The organism is uncultured Rummeliibacillus sp. (genome assembly GCF_934216135.1).
In the GTDB taxonomy this organism is placed as follows: Bacteria; Bacillota; Bacilli; order Bacillales_A; family Planococcaceae; genus Rummeliibacillus.
The window spans coordinates 136,063-153,889 of the sequence record NZ_CAKQBI010000007.1; the positions used below are offsets into that span (position 1 = coordinate 136,063).

The window sequence follows — 17,827 nt, forward strand, 5'->3', positions numbered from 1 at the left end:
AAGGGAGGTACAAACATGAACCGCCTAAAAGAAAAATACGAAAATGAAGTTTCTAAAGCTCTTATGAGCAAATTCGAATACACTTCAACAATGCAAGTACCAAAAGTTGAAAAAATCGTTGTCAACATGGGTGTTGGTGACGCTGTTCAAAACTCAAAAGTTCTTGATGCAGCTGTTGAAGAATTAACACTTATCACTGGTCAAAAACCAGTTGTAACTAAAGCTAAAAAATCTATCGCTGGCTTCCGTCTTCGTGAAGGTATGCCAATCGGTGCAAAAGTTACATTACGTGGTGAACGTATGTATGACTTCTTGGACAAATTAATTTCTATTTCTCTTCCTCGTGTACGTGACTTCCACGGTGTTTCTAAAAAAGCATTTGATGGTCGCGGTAACTACACACTTGGTGTGAAAGAACAATTAATCTTCCCTGAAATCGACTATGATAAAGTTTCAAAAGTACGCGGTATGGATATCGTTATCGTTACTACTGCGAACTCAGATGAAGAAGCTCGCGAGTTGTTAACACAATTCGGTATGCCATTCCAAAAATAATATAGGGAGGCGAGAACGTGGCTAAAAAATCAATGATCATAAAACAACAACGTGGTGCAAAGTATAAAGTTCAAGACTATACTCGTTGTGAACGCTGTGGCCGTCCACACTCTGTATACCGCAAATTCAAACTTTGCCGTATTTGTTTCCGTGAACTTGCTTACAAGGGACAAATTCCTGGCGTTAAAAAAGCCAGCTGGTAATCCCCTAATTTGGGAAGGAGGTAAATTTTAATGACTATGACAGATCCAATTGCAGATATGCTTACTCGCATTCGTAATGCAAACATGGTCCGTCACGAAAAATTAGAGCTTCCAGCTTCTAATATTAAAAAAGAGATCGCTGAAATTCTTAAGCGTGAAGGTTTTATTCGTGACGTTGAATATGTTGAAGATGACAAACAAGGTATTATCCGTATCTTCTTAAAATACGGTCAAAATAACGAACGCGTTATCACAGGTTTAAAACGTATTTCTAAACCAGGTTTACGTGTTTATGCAAAAACTGATGAAGTACCTAAAGTATTGAACGGTCTAGGTATCGCTTTAGTATCAACTTCACAAGGTTTATTAACAGACAAAGAAGCTCGCGCTAAAAAAGTTGGCGGCGAAGTTCTAGCATACGTTTGGTAATTAGCAACAATAGAATGGAGGTGCAACATTAAATGTCTCGTATAGGTAAAAAACCGATCGAGGTACCTGCAGGTGTTACAGTATCTATCGATGCTGAAAACGTAGCAACTGTAAAAGGTCCAAAAGGCGAACTAGTTCGTGCTTTTAACAAAGATATTAAAATCGAACAAGAAGGAAATGTTCTTACATTAACACGTCCTTCTGAATCTAAAGAACACCGTACAAACCACGGTACAACTCGTGCTTTGCTTGCTAATATGGTAACTGGTGTTTCTGAAGGCTTTGCTAAATCTCTAGAATTAGTTGGGGTTGGTTATCGTGCTCAATTACAAGGTAAAAAACTTGTATTGAACGTTGGTTACTCTCACCCAGTAGAATTCACAGCTGAAGAAGGCATAGAATTCGAAGTACCTTCAAACACTAAAGTAGTTGTTAAAGGTATCTCTAAAGAAAAAGTTGGAGCTTATGCTTCAAACATTCGTGACGTACGTCCACCAGAACCTTATAAAGGTAAAGGGATTCGTTATGAAGGCGAATATGTTCGTCGTAAAGAAGGTAAAACAGGTAAATAATGCTGCCTAAGCATTAGAAAGGAGTGACCCTTTGTGATTACGAAACAAGATAAAAATCAAGTTCGTAAAAAACGTCATGCTCGCGTACGTGCTAAAATTTCAGGTACTACACAACGTCCACGTTTAAATGTATACCGTTCAAATAAACACATCTACGCTCAAATCATTGACGATACTCAAGGCGTAACACTTGCTTCAGCTTCAACTATGGATAAAGATTTTGAAGGAACTGCAAGCAATGTGGAAGCTGCAACAAAAATTGGTGAAACAATCGCTAAACGTGCTGCGGAAAAAAATATCAAAGCTGTTGTATTTGACCGCGGTGGTTACTTATATCATGGACGCGTAAAAGCTTTAGCTGAAGCTGCTCGCGCAAACGGTTTAGAATTTTAATAAGAAGGAGGTACACTTTTCATGGGTCTTAATATTGACGCAAACAATCTAGAACTTGAAGAACGCGTTGTTACTATCAACCGCGTTGCTAAAGTTGTAAAAGGTGGACGTCGTTTCCGCTTCACTGCACTAGTTGTAGTTGGAGATCGTAATGGCCATGTAGGTTTTGGTACTGGTAAAGCACAAGAAGTACCTGATGCAATTCGCAAAGCTGTCGAAGATGCTAAGAAAAACCTTATTGAAGTTCCACGTGTTGGTGGTACTACACCTCACTTAGTAATTGGAAACTTTGGTGCAGGCCATATTATGATTAAACCTGCTGCTCCTGGTACAGGTGTTATCGCTGGTGGTCCAGTACGTGCCGTACTTGAACTTGCTGGTATTACTGATATTCTTTCTAAATCTTTAGGTTCAAACACACCAATCAACATGGTTCGTGCTACTATTAAAGGTTTATCTGAATTAAAACAAGCTGCTGAAGTTGCAAAACTTCGTGGTAAATCAGTAGAAGAACTATTAGGTTAAGGGAGGGAAATAACATGTCAAATAAACTAGAAATTACCCTCACTAAAAGTTTAATTGGTGCTAAACCAGCACAACGTAAAACTATCGAAGCATTAGGTTTACGTAAAATGCATCAAACTGTTGAACACGCTGACAACGAAGCTATTCGCGGTGCGATCACTAAAGTTGCTCATTTAGTAACAGTTACTGAAAAATAATTTTAAATTTAATAACAAGGAGGTGCCATCTAATGAAACTTCATGAGTTAGAACCAGCTACTGGTTCACGTAAAGAACGTAACCGTGTAGGTCGTGGTATTGCGACTGGTAATGGTAAAACTTCTGGTAGAGGTCAAAAAGGTCAAAAATCACGTTCAGGCGGCGGCGTACGCCCTGGATTTGAAGGTGGTCAAAACCCACTTTTCCGTCGTCTACCAAAACGTGGATTCACTAACATTAACCGTAAAGAATACGCTATTGTTAATCTTGATGCGTTAAATCGTTTTGAAGAAGGCACAGAAGTTACACCAGCTTTACTTATTGAAACTGGCGTAGTGGGCAAAGAAAAAGCAGGTATCAAAGTTCTTGGTAACGGAACTCTTGATAAAAAGCTTACTGTCAAAGCTCATAAATTCTCTGCATCTGCAAAAGCAGCAATTGAAAATGTCGGCGGAAACATTGAGGTGATTTAATGTTTCGAACAATCTCTAACTTTATGCGCGTGAGAGATATAAGAAATAAAATCATTTTCACCCTTTTGATGTTGGTGGTTTTCCGTATAGGATCATTCATTCCAGTACCAAATGTAGACGCTGAAGTATTACAACAAACTGATCAATATAGCTTGGTTGGTTTCTTGAATACTTTTGGTGGTGGAGCACTTAAAAACTTCTCTATTTTTGCGATGGGGATTATGCCTTACATTACGGCATCAATTATTGTTCAACTGTTACAAATGGATGTTGTGAAGAAGTTCACCGAGTGGTCAAAACAAGGTGAAGTTGGGCGTAAAAAAAACGCTCAATTTACACGCTATTTTGCAATTGTCCTTGCATTTATTCAATCAATCGCTATGTCTTACGGTTTTAACCGTATGTACGGCGGTTCATTGATTAGAGAAGAAGGCGTAATGACTTACTTAACAATTGCAATCGTGTTAACTGCAGGTACAGCATTCTTATTATGGCTAGGCGAACAGATTACAGAAAAAGGTGTTGGAAATGGTATTTCCATTATTATCTTCGCTGGGATCGTTGCTGCGTTACCTACAACAGTGAACCAAATCTATGCTCAACAATTTGAAAATGCTGGTGAACAATTATTTATCAACATTATTAAACTTGTAATTATTGCATTAGCGGCTTTAGCAATTGTAATTGGAGTCATTTATGTTCAACAAGCAAATCGTAAAATTCCAATTCAATATGCAAAAGGTTCAGGTGCACAACGTGGTGTTCAACAATCGCATCTTCCATTGAAAGTTAACTCTGCTGGGGTTATCCCAGTAATCTTTGCTGTTGCATTTCTTGTAACACCTAGAACGATTGCTACTTTCTTTGAAGATAATAAAATTACTGGTTTTATTGAAAGAACGTTTGATTATTCTCAACCACTAGGAATGATCTTATATGTAGCGTTAATCGTTGCGTTTACGTATTTCTATGCGTTCGTTCAAGTTAATCCAGAAAAGGTTTCAGATAATCTTAAGAAACAAGGTGCTTATATTCCGGGCATACGTCCAGGTAAAAGTACACAAGATTATTTAACTTCTGTTTTATATCGCTTAACATTTGTAGGTGCTATTTTCTTGTCAGTTGTGGCAGTTCTTCCAATTTTGTTCATCAATATTGCAAATCTACCATCATCTGCACAAATTGGCGGTACTAGTTTGCTAATCGTAGTTAGTGTTGCACTAGAAACGATGAAACAATTAGAATCTCAACTTGTAAAACGACACTACAAAGGTTTTATGAAATAAAAGTCGGTTTTTTGGAACGTTATTCGTTCCTAAAAACCTTCATACTAATATTTGGGGGCAGTCCGTATGAATATCGTTTTAATGGGTTTGCCTGGTGCTGGTAAAGGTACTCAAGCAGATAAAATTATTGAGAAATACGATATCCCTCATATTTCTACAGGCGATATGTTCCGTGCAGCTATTAAAAATGGTACGGAATTAGGGCTAAAAGCTAAATCGTTTATGGATAAAGGTGCTTTGGTACCTGATGAAGTAACGATTGGTATCGTTCGTGAACGATTAAGCCAACCTGATTGTGATCAAGGATTTCTATTAGATGGTTTCCCACGTACTACTGGTCAAGCTGAGGCTTTAGATGGAATTCTAACGGATCTTGGAAAAAAAGTAGAACATGTTATTAACATCGAAGTAGAAAAAGAAGAATTGGTCAAACGTTTAACAGGTCGTCGCATCTGTAAAGTATGTGGCTCTTCCTATCATCTAGTTTTCAATCCTCCTAAAGAGGAAGGAAAATGCGATAAAGATAGAGGAGAACTTTATCAAAGAGCAGACGATAATCCGGAAACGGTCACTAACCGTCTGGAAGTAAATATCAAGCAATCTCAACCATTACTTGATTTTTATGGTAAGAAAAATGTTTTAACTAACATTAATGGTCAGCAAGATATCAATGTTGTATTTGCTGATATTGATGCTCTATTAAAAGGCAACCGCAACTAATACCCGATGAAGTGCGCAGATATCTGCAATCGCGGGAGTATGTGGTAGCATAGCGAAAATTCATTTTCGAGAGCTGCAAAAGCATATTGTACCCGGTCTATGCACTGAAGAATTATTTGTATCTTTTGGATACCATATATATCCTTGATGCATTCTTTATTCTGAAAGGGTATAATGAGTTTCGTGGAAAAGTATCTGTGTAAACGGGTATGCAGGATCTCATCCAGGGTAGCCGGGGAGCGTGTGAGAATCAGGTAAACCCTGCATCTATTATCTTGGTTCGAGAAGCGAAGCCTGATGAGCGTCTTTCGAACATCTCTCATACAAACCAAACATATGTTGAAAAGTAGTAAAACTTGCAGCGGATTCCGAAAGAATTTGGCGATAGTTCATGAATTGCATATAGAAGGGAGACAGGGTCGATGGCGAAAGACGATGTAATTGAAATCGAAGGCACAGTTGTTGAAACTTTGCCAAACGCGATGTTTAAGGTAGAATTAGAAAATGGTCATACAGTTCTTGCACATGTTTCGGGCAAAATCCGTATGCACTTTATTCGCATCTTACCTGGAGATAAGGTAACAATTGAGTTATCTCCATATGACTTAACTCGCGGTCGTATCACATACCGTTTTAAATAATCTTTTGCACTCCGGACCACTAAGGAGGTTAGGTTAGATGAAAGTGAGACCATCTGTGAAACCGATCTGCGAAAAATGTAAAGTTATTCGCCGACGCGGTAAAGTAATGGTAATCTGTGAAAATCCTAAACACAAACAAAAACAAGGATAATTCCAAGGAGGTGTACATCTTACATGGCACGTATTGCTGGTGTTGACATTCCACGCGAAAAACGCGTTGTAATTTCATTAACATACATTTTCGGTATCGGTAACACTACTGCTAAGAAAATTCTTGCAGATGCAGGTGTTTCAGAAGATACTCGTGTTCGCGACTTAACAGAAGACGAACAAAACAAAATCCGTGAACAAGTTGACAAATACAAAGTAGAAGGTGACTTACGTCGCGAAACTTCTCTTAACATTAAACGCTTAATGGAAATCGGTTCTTACCGAGGTATGCGTCACCGTCGCGGTTTACCAGTACGCGGACAACATTCTAAAAACAACGCACGTACTCGTAAAGGTCCTCGTAAAACTGTAGCTAACAAGAAAAAATAATAGGTAAAGGAGGTTTATTCTTAACATGGCACGTAAACAACAAACTCGTAAACGTCGTGTGAAAAAAAATATCGAATCAGGTATTGCACACATCCGTTCTACATTTAATAACACAATTGTAACCATTACAGATATGCAAGGTAATGCTGTTTCTTGGTCTTCAGCTGGTGCACTAGGTTTCAGAGGTTCTCGTAAATCTACACCATTCGCTGCACAAATGGCTGCTGAAACTGCTGCTAAAGCATCATTAGAACATGGTTTAAAATCTTTAGAAGTAACTGTTAAAGGTCCTGGTGCAGGTCGTGAAGCTGCTATCCGTGCACTTCAAGCTGCAGGTTTAGAAGTTACAGCTATTAAAGATGTAACTCCAGTTCCTCATAATGGTTGCCGCCCACCAAAACGTCGTCGTGTATAATAGTTGCAACTCTTGTTTTTATTGAGTAAACTTTTTATACGCAAATGGATAATATTTTTTGAATGATTGTTTGACATTCGATTTAAATGGAAATAATACCATATATTCGATGTTTTGAAGGAGGGTAAATTGAATGATCGAAATTGAAAAACCAAAGATTGAAACCGTAGAGATCAGTGATGATTTAAAATACGGCAAATTTGTTGTAGAACCACTTGAACGTGGGTATGGAACTACTTTGGGTAATTCACTACGTCGTATCCTTCTGTCTTCTTTACCAGGAGCTGCTGTAACTTCAATTCAAATTGACGGCGTACTACACGAATTCTCTACTATTGAAGGCGTTGTAGAAGATGTTGCATCAATTATTTTGAACATTAAAAAGCTAGCTTTGAAAATCTACTCTGACGAAGAAAAAGTCATTGAAATTGATTTTAAAGGTGACGGGGTTGTAACTGCTGCGGATATTACGCATGACAGTGATGTAGAAGTATTAAACCCAGATCTATATATTGCAACAGTTGCTAATAATGGTCATCTTCGTATGCGTATGTATGCGCAACGTGGACGTGGATACACTCCAGCTGATCAAAACAAACGTGAGGATCTTCCTATCGGCGTGATCCCGATCGACTCTATTTACACTCCAGTTTCACGCGTCAACTACACAGTTGAAAATACTCGAGTTGGACAATCATCTGACTACGATAAACTTTCACTTGATGTGTGGACAGATGGCAGCATCGGTCCAAAAGAGGCGATTTCGCTCGGAGCGAAAATATTAACCGAGCACTTAAATATCTTCGTTGGTTTAACAGATGAAGCAAAAACTGCTGAAATCATGGTTGAAAAAGAAGAAGATCAAAAAGAAAAAGTTCTAGAGATGACTATCGAAGAACTAGATCTTTCTGTTCGTTCTTACAACTGCCTAAAACGCGCTGGTATCAATACTGTTCTTGAACTTGCTAACAAGTCTGAAGACGATATGATGAAAGTACGTAACTTAGGACGTAAATCATTAGAAGAAGTAAAAGCGAAGTTAGAAGAGCTTGGTTTAGGGTTACGAGAAGAAGACTAAGCGACTATAAAGATATGTAGGATCAGTAATTGAACGAAGGAGGGAAACATCCATGGGTTACAGAAAACTTGGACGTACAAGTTCTCAACGTAAAGCTTTGTTACGTGATTTAGCAACTGACTTAATCATTAACGAACGCATTGAAACAACAGAAACTCGTGCGAAAGAATTACGCTCAGTAGTTGAAAAAATGATTACTTTAGGTAAACGCGGTGACTTACACGCTCGTCGTCAAGCTGCAGCATTTATCCGTCATGAAGTAGCAACTTCAACTGATGCTGAAGGTAATGAATCTACAGTTTTTGCACTTCAAAAATTGTTTGATGATGTAGCACCACGCTACGCTGACCGTCAAGGCGGTTATACTCGTATTATGAAAATGGGACCTCGCCGTGGTGACGGTGCACCTGTTGTTGTAATTGAATTAGTTTAATTATAACGATTGGGAGAGGGTGTACTTGTTCACAACAATATGAACTTACACCCTCTTTTTTTCAAAAAGAAGATTTATACGACAAATTTAAAAGCTGAGCGTTATGATGAGCAGACATAAGTGCTGTCTCGTTTAGCTCTACGCACCCCATTCACGTTTAAGGTCTGAGCAACCTTTGAACGGGAGATATCCAATTAGCGCGTTTCTCTGAATGGGGTGCGCGCTTTTTTATTTTTATTTTGATAATTTTTAAAATTCGACTTTAGCCTTATTGGACAAAGTCGTATTTTTTTTAAGAAACGTTATTTCCAACTAGTAATCATACATAAAACAGTGTAAGTTATAGAAGAGTAGAGCCTAGGATAGTCTAGCGAGAGGAGTTAAAACAAATGCATGAAATTCTATCACTGAATAATGTGACTTATACATATGCACCAGAAGAACCTCAAGTGAAAAATGCAGTAGAAGATGTTTCTTTCCATGTAGCAGAAGGTGAGTGGATTGCTATTGTAGGACACAATGGATCGGGTAAATCCACTATTGCGAGACTTATTAACGGTCTCCTTTTTCCTCAGAGTGGAACTGTGAAAGTGATGGGGAAAGTATTAAATGAAGAAAATTTATGGAATTCTCGTTCTCAGATGGGAATGGTGTTCCAAAATCCTGACAATCAATTCGTAGGTGCTACTGTACAAGATGATGTAGCATTTGCTTTAGAGAATAATGGCATACCTTATAAAGAAATGGTTCAACGTGTGCATGAAGCATTAAAACAAGTCAAAATGGATGCTTTTTTAAATCATGAGCCGCAGCACTTATCTGGTGGGCAAAAGCAACGTGTTGCGATTGCAGGTGCGCTTGCATTGCAACCGCGATTGCTTATATTGGATGAGGCAACATCTATGTTGGATCCTCAAGGACGTCAAGAAGTCCTTTCAGTTGTAAGAGCATTACGTGAGAAAACAGGGCTGACGGTCTTATCAATCACCCATGATTTAGAAGAAGCTATTATGGCTGATCGTTTAATATTTATGAATGGTGGGAAAAAGTTTGCTGAAGGTACCCCATCTGAAATTTTCGCATTAGGTGATCAATTAGTTGAACTTGGTTTAGATTTACCGTTTGCGATGAAGCTTACAAAACTTTTAAAAGCCGAGGGTGTACAACTTCAAGGTGAACATATGACGGAAGAACAGTTGGTGAATGATTTATGGATATCGAACTTCAAAAAGTAAGTTTTGCATATGCGCCGAATACTCCTTTTGAGAAAAGGGCGTTATTTGATGTAGATTTAACTATTCCTTCAGGTAGTTATCAAGCGATTATCGGCCATACCGGTTCAGGCAAATCGACGATATTACAGCATTTAAATGCATTATTGAAACCAACAGATGGATCAGTACGCATTGGTGATAAAACAATTAATGCTGGTAAGAAAGAAAAAGATCTACGACCAGTACGTCAAAAAGTAGGTATTGTCTTTCAATTTCCAGAGCATCAATTATTCGAAGAAACTGTACTAAAAGATATTATTTTTGGACCTATGAATTTTGGTGTACCAGAACAAGAAGCTATTAAGAGGGCACATACTTTATTACAGCTTGTAGGCCTTCCAGAATCAGTTCTTGAGAAATCACCTTTTGACTTATCAGGCGGTCAAATGCGTCGAGTTGCTATAGCTGGTGTTTTAGCAATGGAGCCAGAAGTGATTGTTTTAGATGAGCCAACCGCAGGGTTAGACCCAAGAGGCCGTATGGAGATTATGGAATTGTTCTATCAGTTGCATCAAGAAAGACATTTAACAACCATTCTCGTAACGCATAGTATGGAAGATGCAGCACGTTATGCAGATCATATTGCAATTATGCATGAAGGTCGTTGTGTATTAACGGGTAGTCCAGAGGAGATCTTTAGTGACGCAGAGCAATTAGCCAATTATCGTTTAGAACTGCCTCATATAGTCCATTTTCAACATCAATTTGAAAAGAAAATAGGTCGTAAGCTTCCAAATGTTTGTTTAACTGAAGAAGAGTTGGCAAAGTCAATTGCGCAATTGCTACGAGAGGAGCGTGATTGTCAATGATGGATAAAATGATTTTTGGACGTTTCATACCAGGAGATTCGTTTGTTCATAGATTGGATCCACGCTCGAAACTAATATTTGTATTTGCCTTTATCATTGTAGTTTTTTTAGCGAATAATACGCCTACATATATAGCGCTATTCGCCTTTACATTACTAATCATTTTAATGTCTCGGATTAAATTATATTTTTTAATTAATGGATTAAAGCCTATTATAATCTTGATGGCCTTTACCTTTTTATTGCATATATTCTTTACAAAAGAGGGACCACTAATCTTCGAATGGAAGTTTATCCATATTTACGAAGAAGGTCTTAGACAGGGTATATACATTTCAATTCGTTTCTTAGTTCTGGTTTTTGTAACATCAGTCTTAACTTTAACGACCTCACCTATTTCGATTACTGATGGGATGGAAGTGCTTTTAAATCCTCTTAAAAAGTTAAATCTTCCAGTACATGAATTAGCATTAATGATGTCGATATCTTTACGTTTCATACCAACATTGATGGATGAGACAGACAAGATTATGAAAGCACAGATGGCAAGAGGTTCCGATATTACCACGGGTCCTGTTAAAGAAAGAATAAAAGCGGTAGTACCATTACTAGTGCCCCTCTTTGTTAGTGCATTTAAACGAGCAGAAGACTTAGCTACTGCTATGGAGGTTCGTGGTTACCGTGGAGGGGAAGGAAGAACCCGTTATCGCCAGTTGAAATGGCGATTAGGAGATACTTTAGCACTTCTCTTTATCGTGGTAATGGCAGCTATATTAGTGTACTTGCGTAGTTAAAAGAAATAGGAGATTGCTTAATATGAAAAGAAGAATCAAAGCTACAATTGCATATGACGGTACTAATTTCTCAGGATATCAAGTGCAACCGAAGCAAAGAACTGTACAAGAGGAAATTGAGAAGGTACTTACAAAAATGCATAAAGGCGAAATTGTTCATGTGACAGCTAGTGGTAGAACAGATGCTAGAGTACATGCAACGGGACAAGTCATTCATTTTGATACTACATTGTCTATTCCTGTTGATCGTTATGCCCGTGCGCTAAATGTGCAATTACCTCAAGATATTCGTATATTGAAAATAGAAGAGGTTTCTGCTGATTTTCACGCACGTTATAGTGTACATGGGAAAAGATATCGTTATATTTGGTCTTGTGAGGATATACAGAGCCCATTTAGGAGATTTTATGTTACACACACTAATGGGATGAAGCCAGATGTTGCAGCAATGGAGGAAGCAGCACAGTATATCCTAGGGACACATGATTTTTCATGTTTCTGTGCCGCAAACACAAGCGTAAAGGATAAAGTACGTACAGTCTCTTCGTTAACATTCGAGTGGCATGGAGAAGAATTGCATATGGTTATTGAAGGAAATGGCTTTTTGTATAATATGGTACGTATTATTGCTGGTACATTATGGGAAGTTGGGATTGGCAAGCGTAAGTCTGCACAATTAGCTGAGATTATTGCTTCTATGGATAGAGGAAAGGCCGGCAAAACTGCGCCAGCACAGGGTTTATACCTTGAAAACGTGCACTATGAAGATTGAAGCAACATTTCCAGGCGTTTTTTGTGAAATACTTGACTTACATTGCTATATGTTGTAAGATGACATATGGTATTTTCATTACCCCACAAGATAAGCCCCGAATCTTAGCTTTTGAGGATAAAGAAAACAATTGGAACAGAGTAATAGAAACAATTTGAAAATTGTAGGAGGATACTAAAATGCGTACAACATTCATGGCTAAAGGTCACGAAGTAGAACGTAAATGGTTAGTTGTAGACGCTGAAGGCCAAACTCTTGGTCGTTTAGCTTCAGAAGTAGCTGCTCTTTTACGTGGTAAACATAAAGCAATCTATACACCAAACGTTGACACAGGTGATCACGTGATCATTCTCAACGCTGATAAAATTGAGTTAACTGGTAACAAATTAAAAGGTAAAATTTACTACCGTCATACTCAATTTGCTGGCGGTTTAAAAACTCGCACAGCAGGCGAAATGAAAGAAAAATACCCAACTCAAATGTTGGAATTAGCAATCAAAGGCATGCTTCCTAAAAACTCTTTAGGTCGTCAAATGTTCAACAAACTACACGTTTATACTGGTTCTGAACATCCACATGCTGCACAAAAACCTGAAGCTTACGAGCTTCGCGGATAATAATTAGAGGAGGATACAACCTTGGCACAAGTTCAATATATCGGCACTGGTCGTCGTAAAAGCTCAACTGCCCGCGTACGTTTAGTACCAGGCGAAGGCAAAATCGTTATCAACAACCGCGACGTTGAAAACTACGTCCCATTCGCATCTTTACGCGAAGTTATTAAACAACCATTAGTAGCAACTGAAACTCTTGGTAGCTATGATGTTTACGTAAACGTAAATGGTGGTGGCTTTACAGGTCAAGCTGGCGCAATCCGTCATGGTATCGCTCGTGCGTTACTAACAGTTGACCCTGATTTCCGTCCAGCACTTAAATCAGCAGGTTTACTTACTCGTGACCCTCGTATGAAAGAACGTAAAAAATACGGTCTTAAAGGTGCTCGTCGTGCACCACAATTCTCAAAACGTTAATATTTCTTATATATCAGCGTTTTCAAACCCTTTCTCGTTTTCTCGAGAAAGGGTTTTTTGCGTTTTAAAACCAATTGGGTGTTCATAAGGTACTTATATTTGTAAGTGAATGGTAAAAGCCTTTTTAATCGATTGAAGTAAATATAGATGATTTTCTATATTGAATAGAATATATAGTATCTCCTTTTTACAAAGAAAAAACGCATAGTCGTTAAAAGATATTCAGAATATAACTGATACTTATCAAATAATATATATTAAAGTTGATTTGCTTATGTATTTCTATCAATTAAAGTTGGCTAATATCATGGATAGAGGTTCATTAAATGAAACGGTATATACACTCTCAATCTGGCATATGTTAGTGTAAAAGGTGGTGTCTATGATTGAAACGTTGGCTCATATGGAGTGTAGTATTAGTAGCTTGTATACTACTAGTTGTTTATGAAACAAAAGCATCTAATCGTGGTTTCTTCATTTCAGAAACTTTAGGAGGAGTCAAAATTGCAATAGATGCTGGTCATGGCGGAATTGATGGTGGGGCTTCTACGTCTGAACTAATTGAGAAGGATGTAACACTGGCTATTTCAAAAAACGTGGAAAAGCTATTAAAGAAAAAAGGTGCAACAGTGATCATGACGCGCACAAAGGATGAGGATGTAATTGCAGAGCATAAGCCTGATGCAGACTATTCAACACTTAGGGAAAGAAAAAAAGAAGATATTTTCTTAAGGGAAAGAATAGTAAATGAGGCCAAGCCGGATCTTTTCCTGAGCATTCATGCAAATGCTATTCCACAATCAAAGTGGCGTGGTGCTCAAGTATTTTATCATAAGGACGGCCATCCGGCGGGCGAACTTTTAGCTAAAGCGATTCAAAGTTCTATAAAAGAGAATCTAAAGAATACTGATCGTGAAGCATTAGCTATAAAACAAGTGTATTTACTGAAAAAAGCTACAATGCCATCAGTTCTAGTAGAAACGGGCTTTTTAAGCAATCCAGAAGAAGCGGAATTACTGTCTTCATCAGATTATCAACAAAAAATGGCAGAAGCAATAGTAGAAGGGATTGAGCGTTACTCTGATTCGATTGTAGAATGAGTAGCGTATTAATACCTTTTTGAAAGCGTTATGATATACTAAAATCGAAATGATAATTGAAGGAGTGTCTACAGTGATTAATGAACAACAAGTTCGAGAATTAGTTGGAGCATTAAAAGATCCTTTTTTACATAAAACATTAACAGAAACTGGCGGTATTGTTGAAGTTTCTATTAAGGAAGAGAAAGAACATGTTAGTGTAAAAATTGCGATTGCAAAGACAAATACACCCGAACAACTTACGCTTCAAATGGAAATAGTAAATGTATTAAAAGGTGCAGGATGTAAAACTGTCGGTATTCGATTCTCAGAACTCTCACCAGAAGCTATTGAAAAATTCCGTGGTACTGCAACTCGTGCAGATGCACAGGATTTATTGTCACCATTGAATAAAGTCAATTTTATTTCAATTGCATCTGGTAAAGGTGGCGTTGGTAAATCAACTGTTGCTGTAAACTTAGCTGTAGCATTATCTCGATTAGGTAAAAAAGTGGGTCTAATCGATGCAGATATTTATGGCTTTAGTGTTCCTGATATGATGGGTGTACAAACTATGCCTGTTGTTAAAGAAAATCGCATTATTCCAGTTGAACGTTTTGGTGTCAAAATGATTTCAATGGGATTTTTCGTGGAAAATAATGCACCAGTAGTATGGCGTGGTCCAATGTTGGGTAAAGTATTAGATCAATTCTTCCGCGATGTAGAATGGGGAGACCTTGATTATTTACTATTAGACTTACCACCAGGTACAGGTGACATAGCTTTAGATATTCATCAAATGTTACCTGAATCAAATGAAATCGTTGTTACTACTCCACACCCTACAGCAGCATTTGTAGCAGCTCGTGCTGGGGCAATGGCGATAAAAACTGAACATAACATTTTAGGTGTTATCGAAAATATGTCTTGGTTCCAATCTGAAGTATCAGGGGAACGAGAATATGTATTTGGTCAAGGTGGAGGTCCTAAACTAGCGGATGAGCTTCGTACTGATCTTCTTGGACAAATTCCTTTAGGTCAACCAGATTGGAATGAAGTTGACTTTGCTCCATCTGTATATGCTAAAAATCATCCAACAGGACAAACATATTTAGAGATTGCACAACGTGTAATTGATAAATTAGATAAAGAATAATGATAAAAAGGATGTATCTTAAAGTGAAGGTCACTTTAGATACATCCTTAAATTTTTTACTTATCCTTGTCCTTGTCCTTTTTCTCCAGAAGAACTACCTCCGCCGCCACCACCGGATTGTGATTTTTCATCACCAGTTTTTTCACCCGCAGATTGAATGAGTTTCGTCCATTTTTCTTGCATTAAAGGGCTATTGATAACCTCGACAATTACTTTCTTTAATTCCTCTTTTGAGTTCGATGATTTCATAATTTTTTCAAGCTGTTTTTGCATATCGGGCTGTGAGAAGAATTGTTCTAAGTCTTTTTGGAAAGTATCATCTTTCATCAAATCTTTCATCAGATTTTGCTGTTCTTTTTTCATGCTTTTTGCAAAGGTTTCACGGAACTTAGGATCTTCAAATTGCTTTTTCCAATATTCTTCAGCTTTTTTAGACATCAACGTTTCTTGAACAGCTTTGTTCACGTCATCATGCTCTAAAACAAGTAAATCCTTCATCGTTGGATCTTCTAATAACTGTCGAATCACTTTTTTACCTTCCTCTGTTTGTAAGGCATCAAGTGTTGACTTCTTTATATCATCATAAGATTGGCTCTGTTGGGGGGCAGCGGAACAACCAGATAAAATAACAAATAGAAGTGTAATAATAATGTGCTTTTTGTACATATTGCTTCCCTCGCTTTAGCGTAGTTGTTTCAATTATTGTTCACAATTCTTAATGGAATATGTATGAAATGCGGTGATAAATAGATTTTTTCGAAATTCGTTGATAGAATGGAACAAGAACTTGAAAAAACGGAGGCAGTTTAATCGTGACGATACGAAATTGGTTTAAATTTGCTTTAAGAGCCCTCATTATTGGTGGCGTTGTCACTGGATTGATGAGCTTGATCGTACGTTGGGGAGATTTTTATGCTCAACATGTTTCAAATGGTGAATGGGGAGAGGCTCTTTTCGGTTTACTGTGGTTTGTGTTCCTAGGCTTTACAATGAGTATGGTTTGTCAAATGGGGTATTTTGCATATTTAACAGTCCATCAAATCGGTGTTAATATTTGCCGCTCATTGACTTTATGGAACTGGGTACAATTATTATTGATGCTCGTGGCTTTAGTCGATGTTGTTTTATTCCGTTTTAAGCCATATGCACATAACGCTAGTGATTGGCTTCTTTACATAGGTTTATTGCTATTATTGATTGTAATTGCTACTTTAACTGCTATTAAGAAAGTGAAAATGACTGGTAAAAAGCATATTTTAATTTCCGCATTATTCTTTATGATTTTTGTCAGTATAATTGAATGGCTTATTGCATTATGGGTACGTTCATCTGGAGGTAACGAGTACATTACATTGTTATTATTCCCGATTCTTGCTGTTAATGCATTTCAACTTCTTGAATTACCGAAGTATAATGCGAAGTCAGCTGAGGATTTAATGAAAAGAGAAGAACGTCGGGCTACTCGAAGAAAATTAGAAGGAAATAAGGCAAAGTAAAATAAAAAGGCTGTTTCATAACGAATGATTGTTATGAGATAGCCTTTTTTATTATCCCAAATATCTTGTAACATTTCTAAATGCTATGAATAATATGGGAGGGCGGGTTAAGGATAGCTCTTCGTTTTGAGTGAATATCCAAATATAGTTTCTTCAATCGATTGGAATGAATTATTTTGGATTAATTGATTAATGTTTTGCAATTTTATCCTTTCTTCTTGATGATAGGGTATAGATACTATGTCACCATGTACTAGCTTTAACTTGCTATTGTCAGTTTGTATTTTAGAAGCGCCAAGCATATTAATTTGTTCTTTCCATAATACCTTTATAACGTCTGGTGAAAAAACATAATCCTTTGTTCTAAACCAAAGAGGCGGCTTTTTCATAATTGAGTTAAAAGTACTGATATCTTTTTTAAGTTGAGAAGGATTTGCCTCATAGAACTCACTGCTTTTTCCTAGCAAGCCTATTGGGATGTTTTTTGTTTTAATCATTTTTACTAGTGTTGGAGATCTCTCTAATAATTCGGGATCTACCATTAGTAATGGATACGGTGCTTCTACTTCGTTTAACCATTCGATAAATTTTGCATCAGCATAAGATAAATCAATAGTTAATGACATACCATAGTTGCCTTTTGTAATAATATTAGGTTCGTTAGTTAAACGAAAAACCTCTGATATTGTACCTTTTGAAGGTATAAACATTAACAATAAAGCCATCATAATAAGAGTTGATATAATTATTCTTTTAATCAGAACACTCACCTCGTCAATATATATATGATTGGAGAATGTTATTTAAAACTTTTTTGATATAAAGTGTTGACATATATATATAAACAGCGTATAGTTATCAACGTTGACTCGCAATGAGAAAACAAATCAAAAAAATATAAACTTATAAATCCTGAAAAAACTTCTTGACTTTTGAAAATGGATATGATAAGATAT

At 37.3% G+C, this 17,827-nt stretch carries 27 protein-coding genes; 25 read left to right on the forward strand and 2 right to left on the reverse strand.

Going from position 1 to position 17,827, the window contains the following annotated elements:
• Positions 1 to 15: 15 nt before the first annotated feature.
• The 24 genes from rplE (at position 16) to Q0977_RS06930 (ending at position 15,375) form a co-directional block, all read left to right on the forward strand.
• Positions 16 to 555: a 50S ribosomal protein L5 gene (gene rplE / locus Q0977_RS06815; RefSeq protein WP_299511790.1), complete on the forward strand. Its 540-nt coding sequence runs from the start codon at positions 16 to 18 to the stop codon at positions 553 to 555.
• 17 nt (positions 556 to 572) lie between these two features.
• Positions 573 to 758, forward strand: coding sequence for a type Z 30S ribosomal protein S14 (locus Q0977_RS06820; RefSeq protein WP_119415291.1), 186 nt, complete (start codon positions 573 to 575; stop codon positions 756 to 758).
• Positions 759 to 788: 30 nt separating this feature from the next.
• Entirely contained in the window at positions 789 to 1,187 is a 399-nt protein-coding gene (gene rpsH, locus Q0977_RS06825) for a 30S ribosomal protein S8 (protein WP_119415290.1), read from the forward strand.
• Positions 1,188 to 1,219: 32 nt separating this feature from the next.
• Positions 1,220 to 1,759, forward strand: a complete 540-nt coding sequence (rplF, locus tag Q0977_RS06830; protein ID WP_119415289.1) for a 50S ribosomal protein L6 — start codon at positions 1,220 to 1,222, stop codon at positions 1,757 to 1,759.
• Between the two features lie 33 nt (positions 1,760 to 1,792).
• A complete protein-coding gene (gene rplR / locus Q0977_RS06835) occupies positions 1,793 to 2,152 on the forward strand; it encodes a 50S ribosomal protein L18 (RefSeq protein WP_299511798.1) in 360 nt (119 codons plus the stop codon).
• Between the two features lie 21 nt (positions 2,153 to 2,173).
• Entirely contained in the window at positions 2,174 to 2,677 is a 504-nt protein-coding gene (rpsE, locus tag Q0977_RS06840; protein WP_102693559.1) for a 30S ribosomal protein S5, read from the forward strand.
• A 14-nt stretch (positions 2,678 to 2,691) separates the two neighbouring features.
• Entirely contained in the window at positions 2,692 to 2,874 is a 183-nt protein-coding gene (gene rpmD, locus Q0977_RS06845) for a 50S ribosomal protein L30 (RefSeq protein ID WP_119415288.1), read from the forward strand.
• A gap of 32 nt (positions 2,875 to 2,906) precedes the next feature.
• Positions 2,907 to 3,347 carry a 50S ribosomal protein L15 gene (rplO, locus tag Q0977_RS06850; protein ID WP_299511804.1) on the forward strand — a complete coding sequence of 147 codons (441 nt, stop codon included), beginning with the start codon at positions 2,907 to 2,909 and terminating at the stop codon, positions 3,345 to 3,347.
• On the forward strand, positions 3,347 to 4,633 hold the full coding sequence (gene secY, locus Q0977_RS06855) for a preprotein translocase subunit SecY (protein WP_299511807.1): 1,287 nt from the start codon (positions 3,347 to 3,349) through the stop codon (positions 4,631 to 4,633). The genes rplO and secY overlap by 1 nt, the downstream gene beginning before the upstream one ends.
• Positions 4,634 to 4,699: 66 nt before the next feature.
• Positions 4,700 to 5,353, forward strand: a complete 654-nt coding sequence (locus Q0977_RS06860; protein ID WP_299511810.1) for an adenylate kinase — start codon at positions 4,700 to 4,702, stop codon at positions 5,351 to 5,353.
• Between the two features lie 422 nt (positions 5,354 to 5,775).
• Complete coding sequence (gene infA, locus Q0977_RS06865; RefSeq protein ID WP_038179110.1) at positions 5,776 to 5,994, forward strand: translation initiation factor IF-1; 219 nt, start codon at positions 5,776 to 5,778, stop codon at positions 5,992 to 5,994.
• Positions 5,995 to 6,031: 37 nt separating this feature from the next.
• Positions 6,032 to 6,145: a 50S ribosomal protein L36 gene (rpmJ, locus tag Q0977_RS06870; protein WP_000868344.1), complete on the forward strand. Its 114-nt coding sequence runs from the start codon at positions 6,032 to 6,034 to the stop codon at positions 6,143 to 6,145.
• A 23-nt stretch (positions 6,146 to 6,168) separates the two neighbouring features.
• The gene (gene rpsM / locus Q0977_RS06875) at positions 6,169 to 6,534 is read left to right on the forward strand and encodes a 30S ribosomal protein S13 (RefSeq protein ID WP_119415284.1); all 366 of its coding nucleotides are present in this window, start codon (positions 6,169 to 6,171) and stop codon (positions 6,532 to 6,534) included.
• Between the two features lie 25 nt (positions 6,535 to 6,559).
• A complete protein-coding gene (gene rpsK, locus Q0977_RS06880; RefSeq protein ID WP_119415283.1) occupies positions 6,560 to 6,949 on the forward strand; it encodes a 30S ribosomal protein S11 in 390 nt (129 codons plus the stop codon).
• A gap of 133 nt (positions 6,950 to 7,082) precedes the next feature.
• A complete protein-coding gene (locus Q0977_RS06885; RefSeq protein ID WP_119415282.1) occupies positions 7,083 to 8,027 on the forward strand; it encodes a DNA-directed RNA polymerase subunit alpha in 945 nt (314 codons plus the stop codon).
• Between the two features lie 52 nt (positions 8,028 to 8,079).
• Positions 8,080 to 8,460, forward strand: coding sequence for a 50S ribosomal protein L17 (gene rplQ / locus Q0977_RS06890; RefSeq protein WP_102693567.1), 381 nt, complete (start codon positions 8,080 to 8,082; stop codon positions 8,458 to 8,460).
• Between the two features lie 389 nt (positions 8,461 to 8,849).
• Positions 8,850 to 9,695, forward strand: a complete 846-nt coding sequence (locus Q0977_RS06895) for an energy-coupling factor ABC transporter ATP-binding protein (RefSeq protein WP_124217375.1) — start codon at positions 8,850 to 8,852, stop codon at positions 9,693 to 9,695.
• Complete coding sequence (locus Q0977_RS06900; protein WP_124217374.1) at positions 9,671 to 10,543, forward strand: energy-coupling factor ABC transporter ATP-binding protein; 873 nt, start codon at positions 9,671 to 9,673, stop codon at positions 10,541 to 10,543. The genes Q0977_RS06895 and Q0977_RS06900 overlap by 25 nt, the downstream gene beginning before the upstream one ends.
• Complete coding sequence (locus Q0977_RS06905; RefSeq protein WP_119415279.1) at positions 10,540 to 11,337, forward strand: energy-coupling factor transporter transmembrane protein EcfT; 798 nt, start codon at positions 10,540 to 10,542, stop codon at positions 11,335 to 11,337. The genes Q0977_RS06900 and Q0977_RS06905 overlap by 4 nt, the downstream gene beginning before the upstream one ends.
• Before the next feature lie 22 nt (positions 11,338 to 11,359).
• Positions 11,360 to 12,109, forward strand: a complete 750-nt coding sequence (gene truA, locus Q0977_RS06910) for a tRNA pseudouridine(38-40) synthase TruA (protein ID WP_124217372.1) — start codon at positions 11,360 to 11,362, stop codon at positions 12,107 to 12,109.
• A gap of 179 nt (positions 12,110 to 12,288) precedes the next feature.
• The gene (rplM, locus tag Q0977_RS06915) at positions 12,289 to 12,726 is read left to right on the forward strand and encodes a 50S ribosomal protein L13 (protein WP_299511898.1); all 438 of its coding nucleotides are present in this window, start codon (positions 12,289 to 12,291) and stop codon (positions 12,724 to 12,726) included.
• A 21-nt stretch (positions 12,727 to 12,747) separates the two neighbouring features.
• Entirely contained in the window at positions 12,748 to 13,140 is a 393-nt protein-coding gene (gene rpsI, locus Q0977_RS06920) for a 30S ribosomal protein S9 (RefSeq protein ID WP_102693573.1), read from the forward strand.
• Positions 13,141 to 13,526: 386 nt separating this feature from the next.
• On the forward strand, positions 13,527 to 14,240 hold the full coding sequence (gene cwlD / locus Q0977_RS06925) for an N-acetylmuramoyl-L-alanine amidase CwlD (protein ID WP_119415276.1): 714 nt from the start codon (positions 13,527 to 13,529) through the stop codon (positions 14,238 to 14,240).
• A gap of 73 nt (positions 14,241 to 14,313) precedes the next feature.
• A complete protein-coding gene (locus Q0977_RS06930; protein ID WP_119415275.1) occupies positions 14,314 to 15,375 on the forward strand; it encodes an Mrp/NBP35 family ATP-binding protein in 1,062 nt (353 codons plus the stop codon).
• Positions 15,376 to 15,435: 60 nt separating this feature from the next.
• Here the strand turns inward: Q0977_RS06930 and gerD are convergent, their stop codons facing one another.
• Positions 15,436 to 16,041, reverse strand: coding sequence for a spore germination lipoprotein GerD (gene gerD / locus Q0977_RS06935; protein ID WP_119415274.1), 606 nt, complete (start codon positions 16,039 to 16,041; stop codon positions 15,436 to 15,438).
• Positions 16,042 to 16,187: 146 nt separating this feature from the next.
• Here gerD and Q0977_RS06940 point away from each other — a divergent pair, with 146 nt between their 5' ends.
• The gene (locus tag Q0977_RS06940; protein ID WP_119415273.1) at positions 16,188 to 16,871 is read left to right on the forward strand and encodes a KinB-signaling pathway activation protein; all 684 of its coding nucleotides are present in this window, start codon (positions 16,188 to 16,190) and stop codon (positions 16,869 to 16,871) included.
• A gap of 107 nt (positions 16,872 to 16,978) precedes the next feature.
• Here the strand turns inward: Q0977_RS06940 and Q0977_RS06945 are convergent, their stop codons facing one another.
• Positions 16,979 to 17,581: a hypothetical protein gene (locus tag Q0977_RS06945; RefSeq protein ID WP_119415272.1), complete on the reverse strand. Its 603-nt coding sequence runs from the start codon at positions 17,579 to 17,581 to the stop codon at positions 16,979 to 16,981.
• Positions 17,582 to 17,827 lie beyond the last annotated feature (246 nt).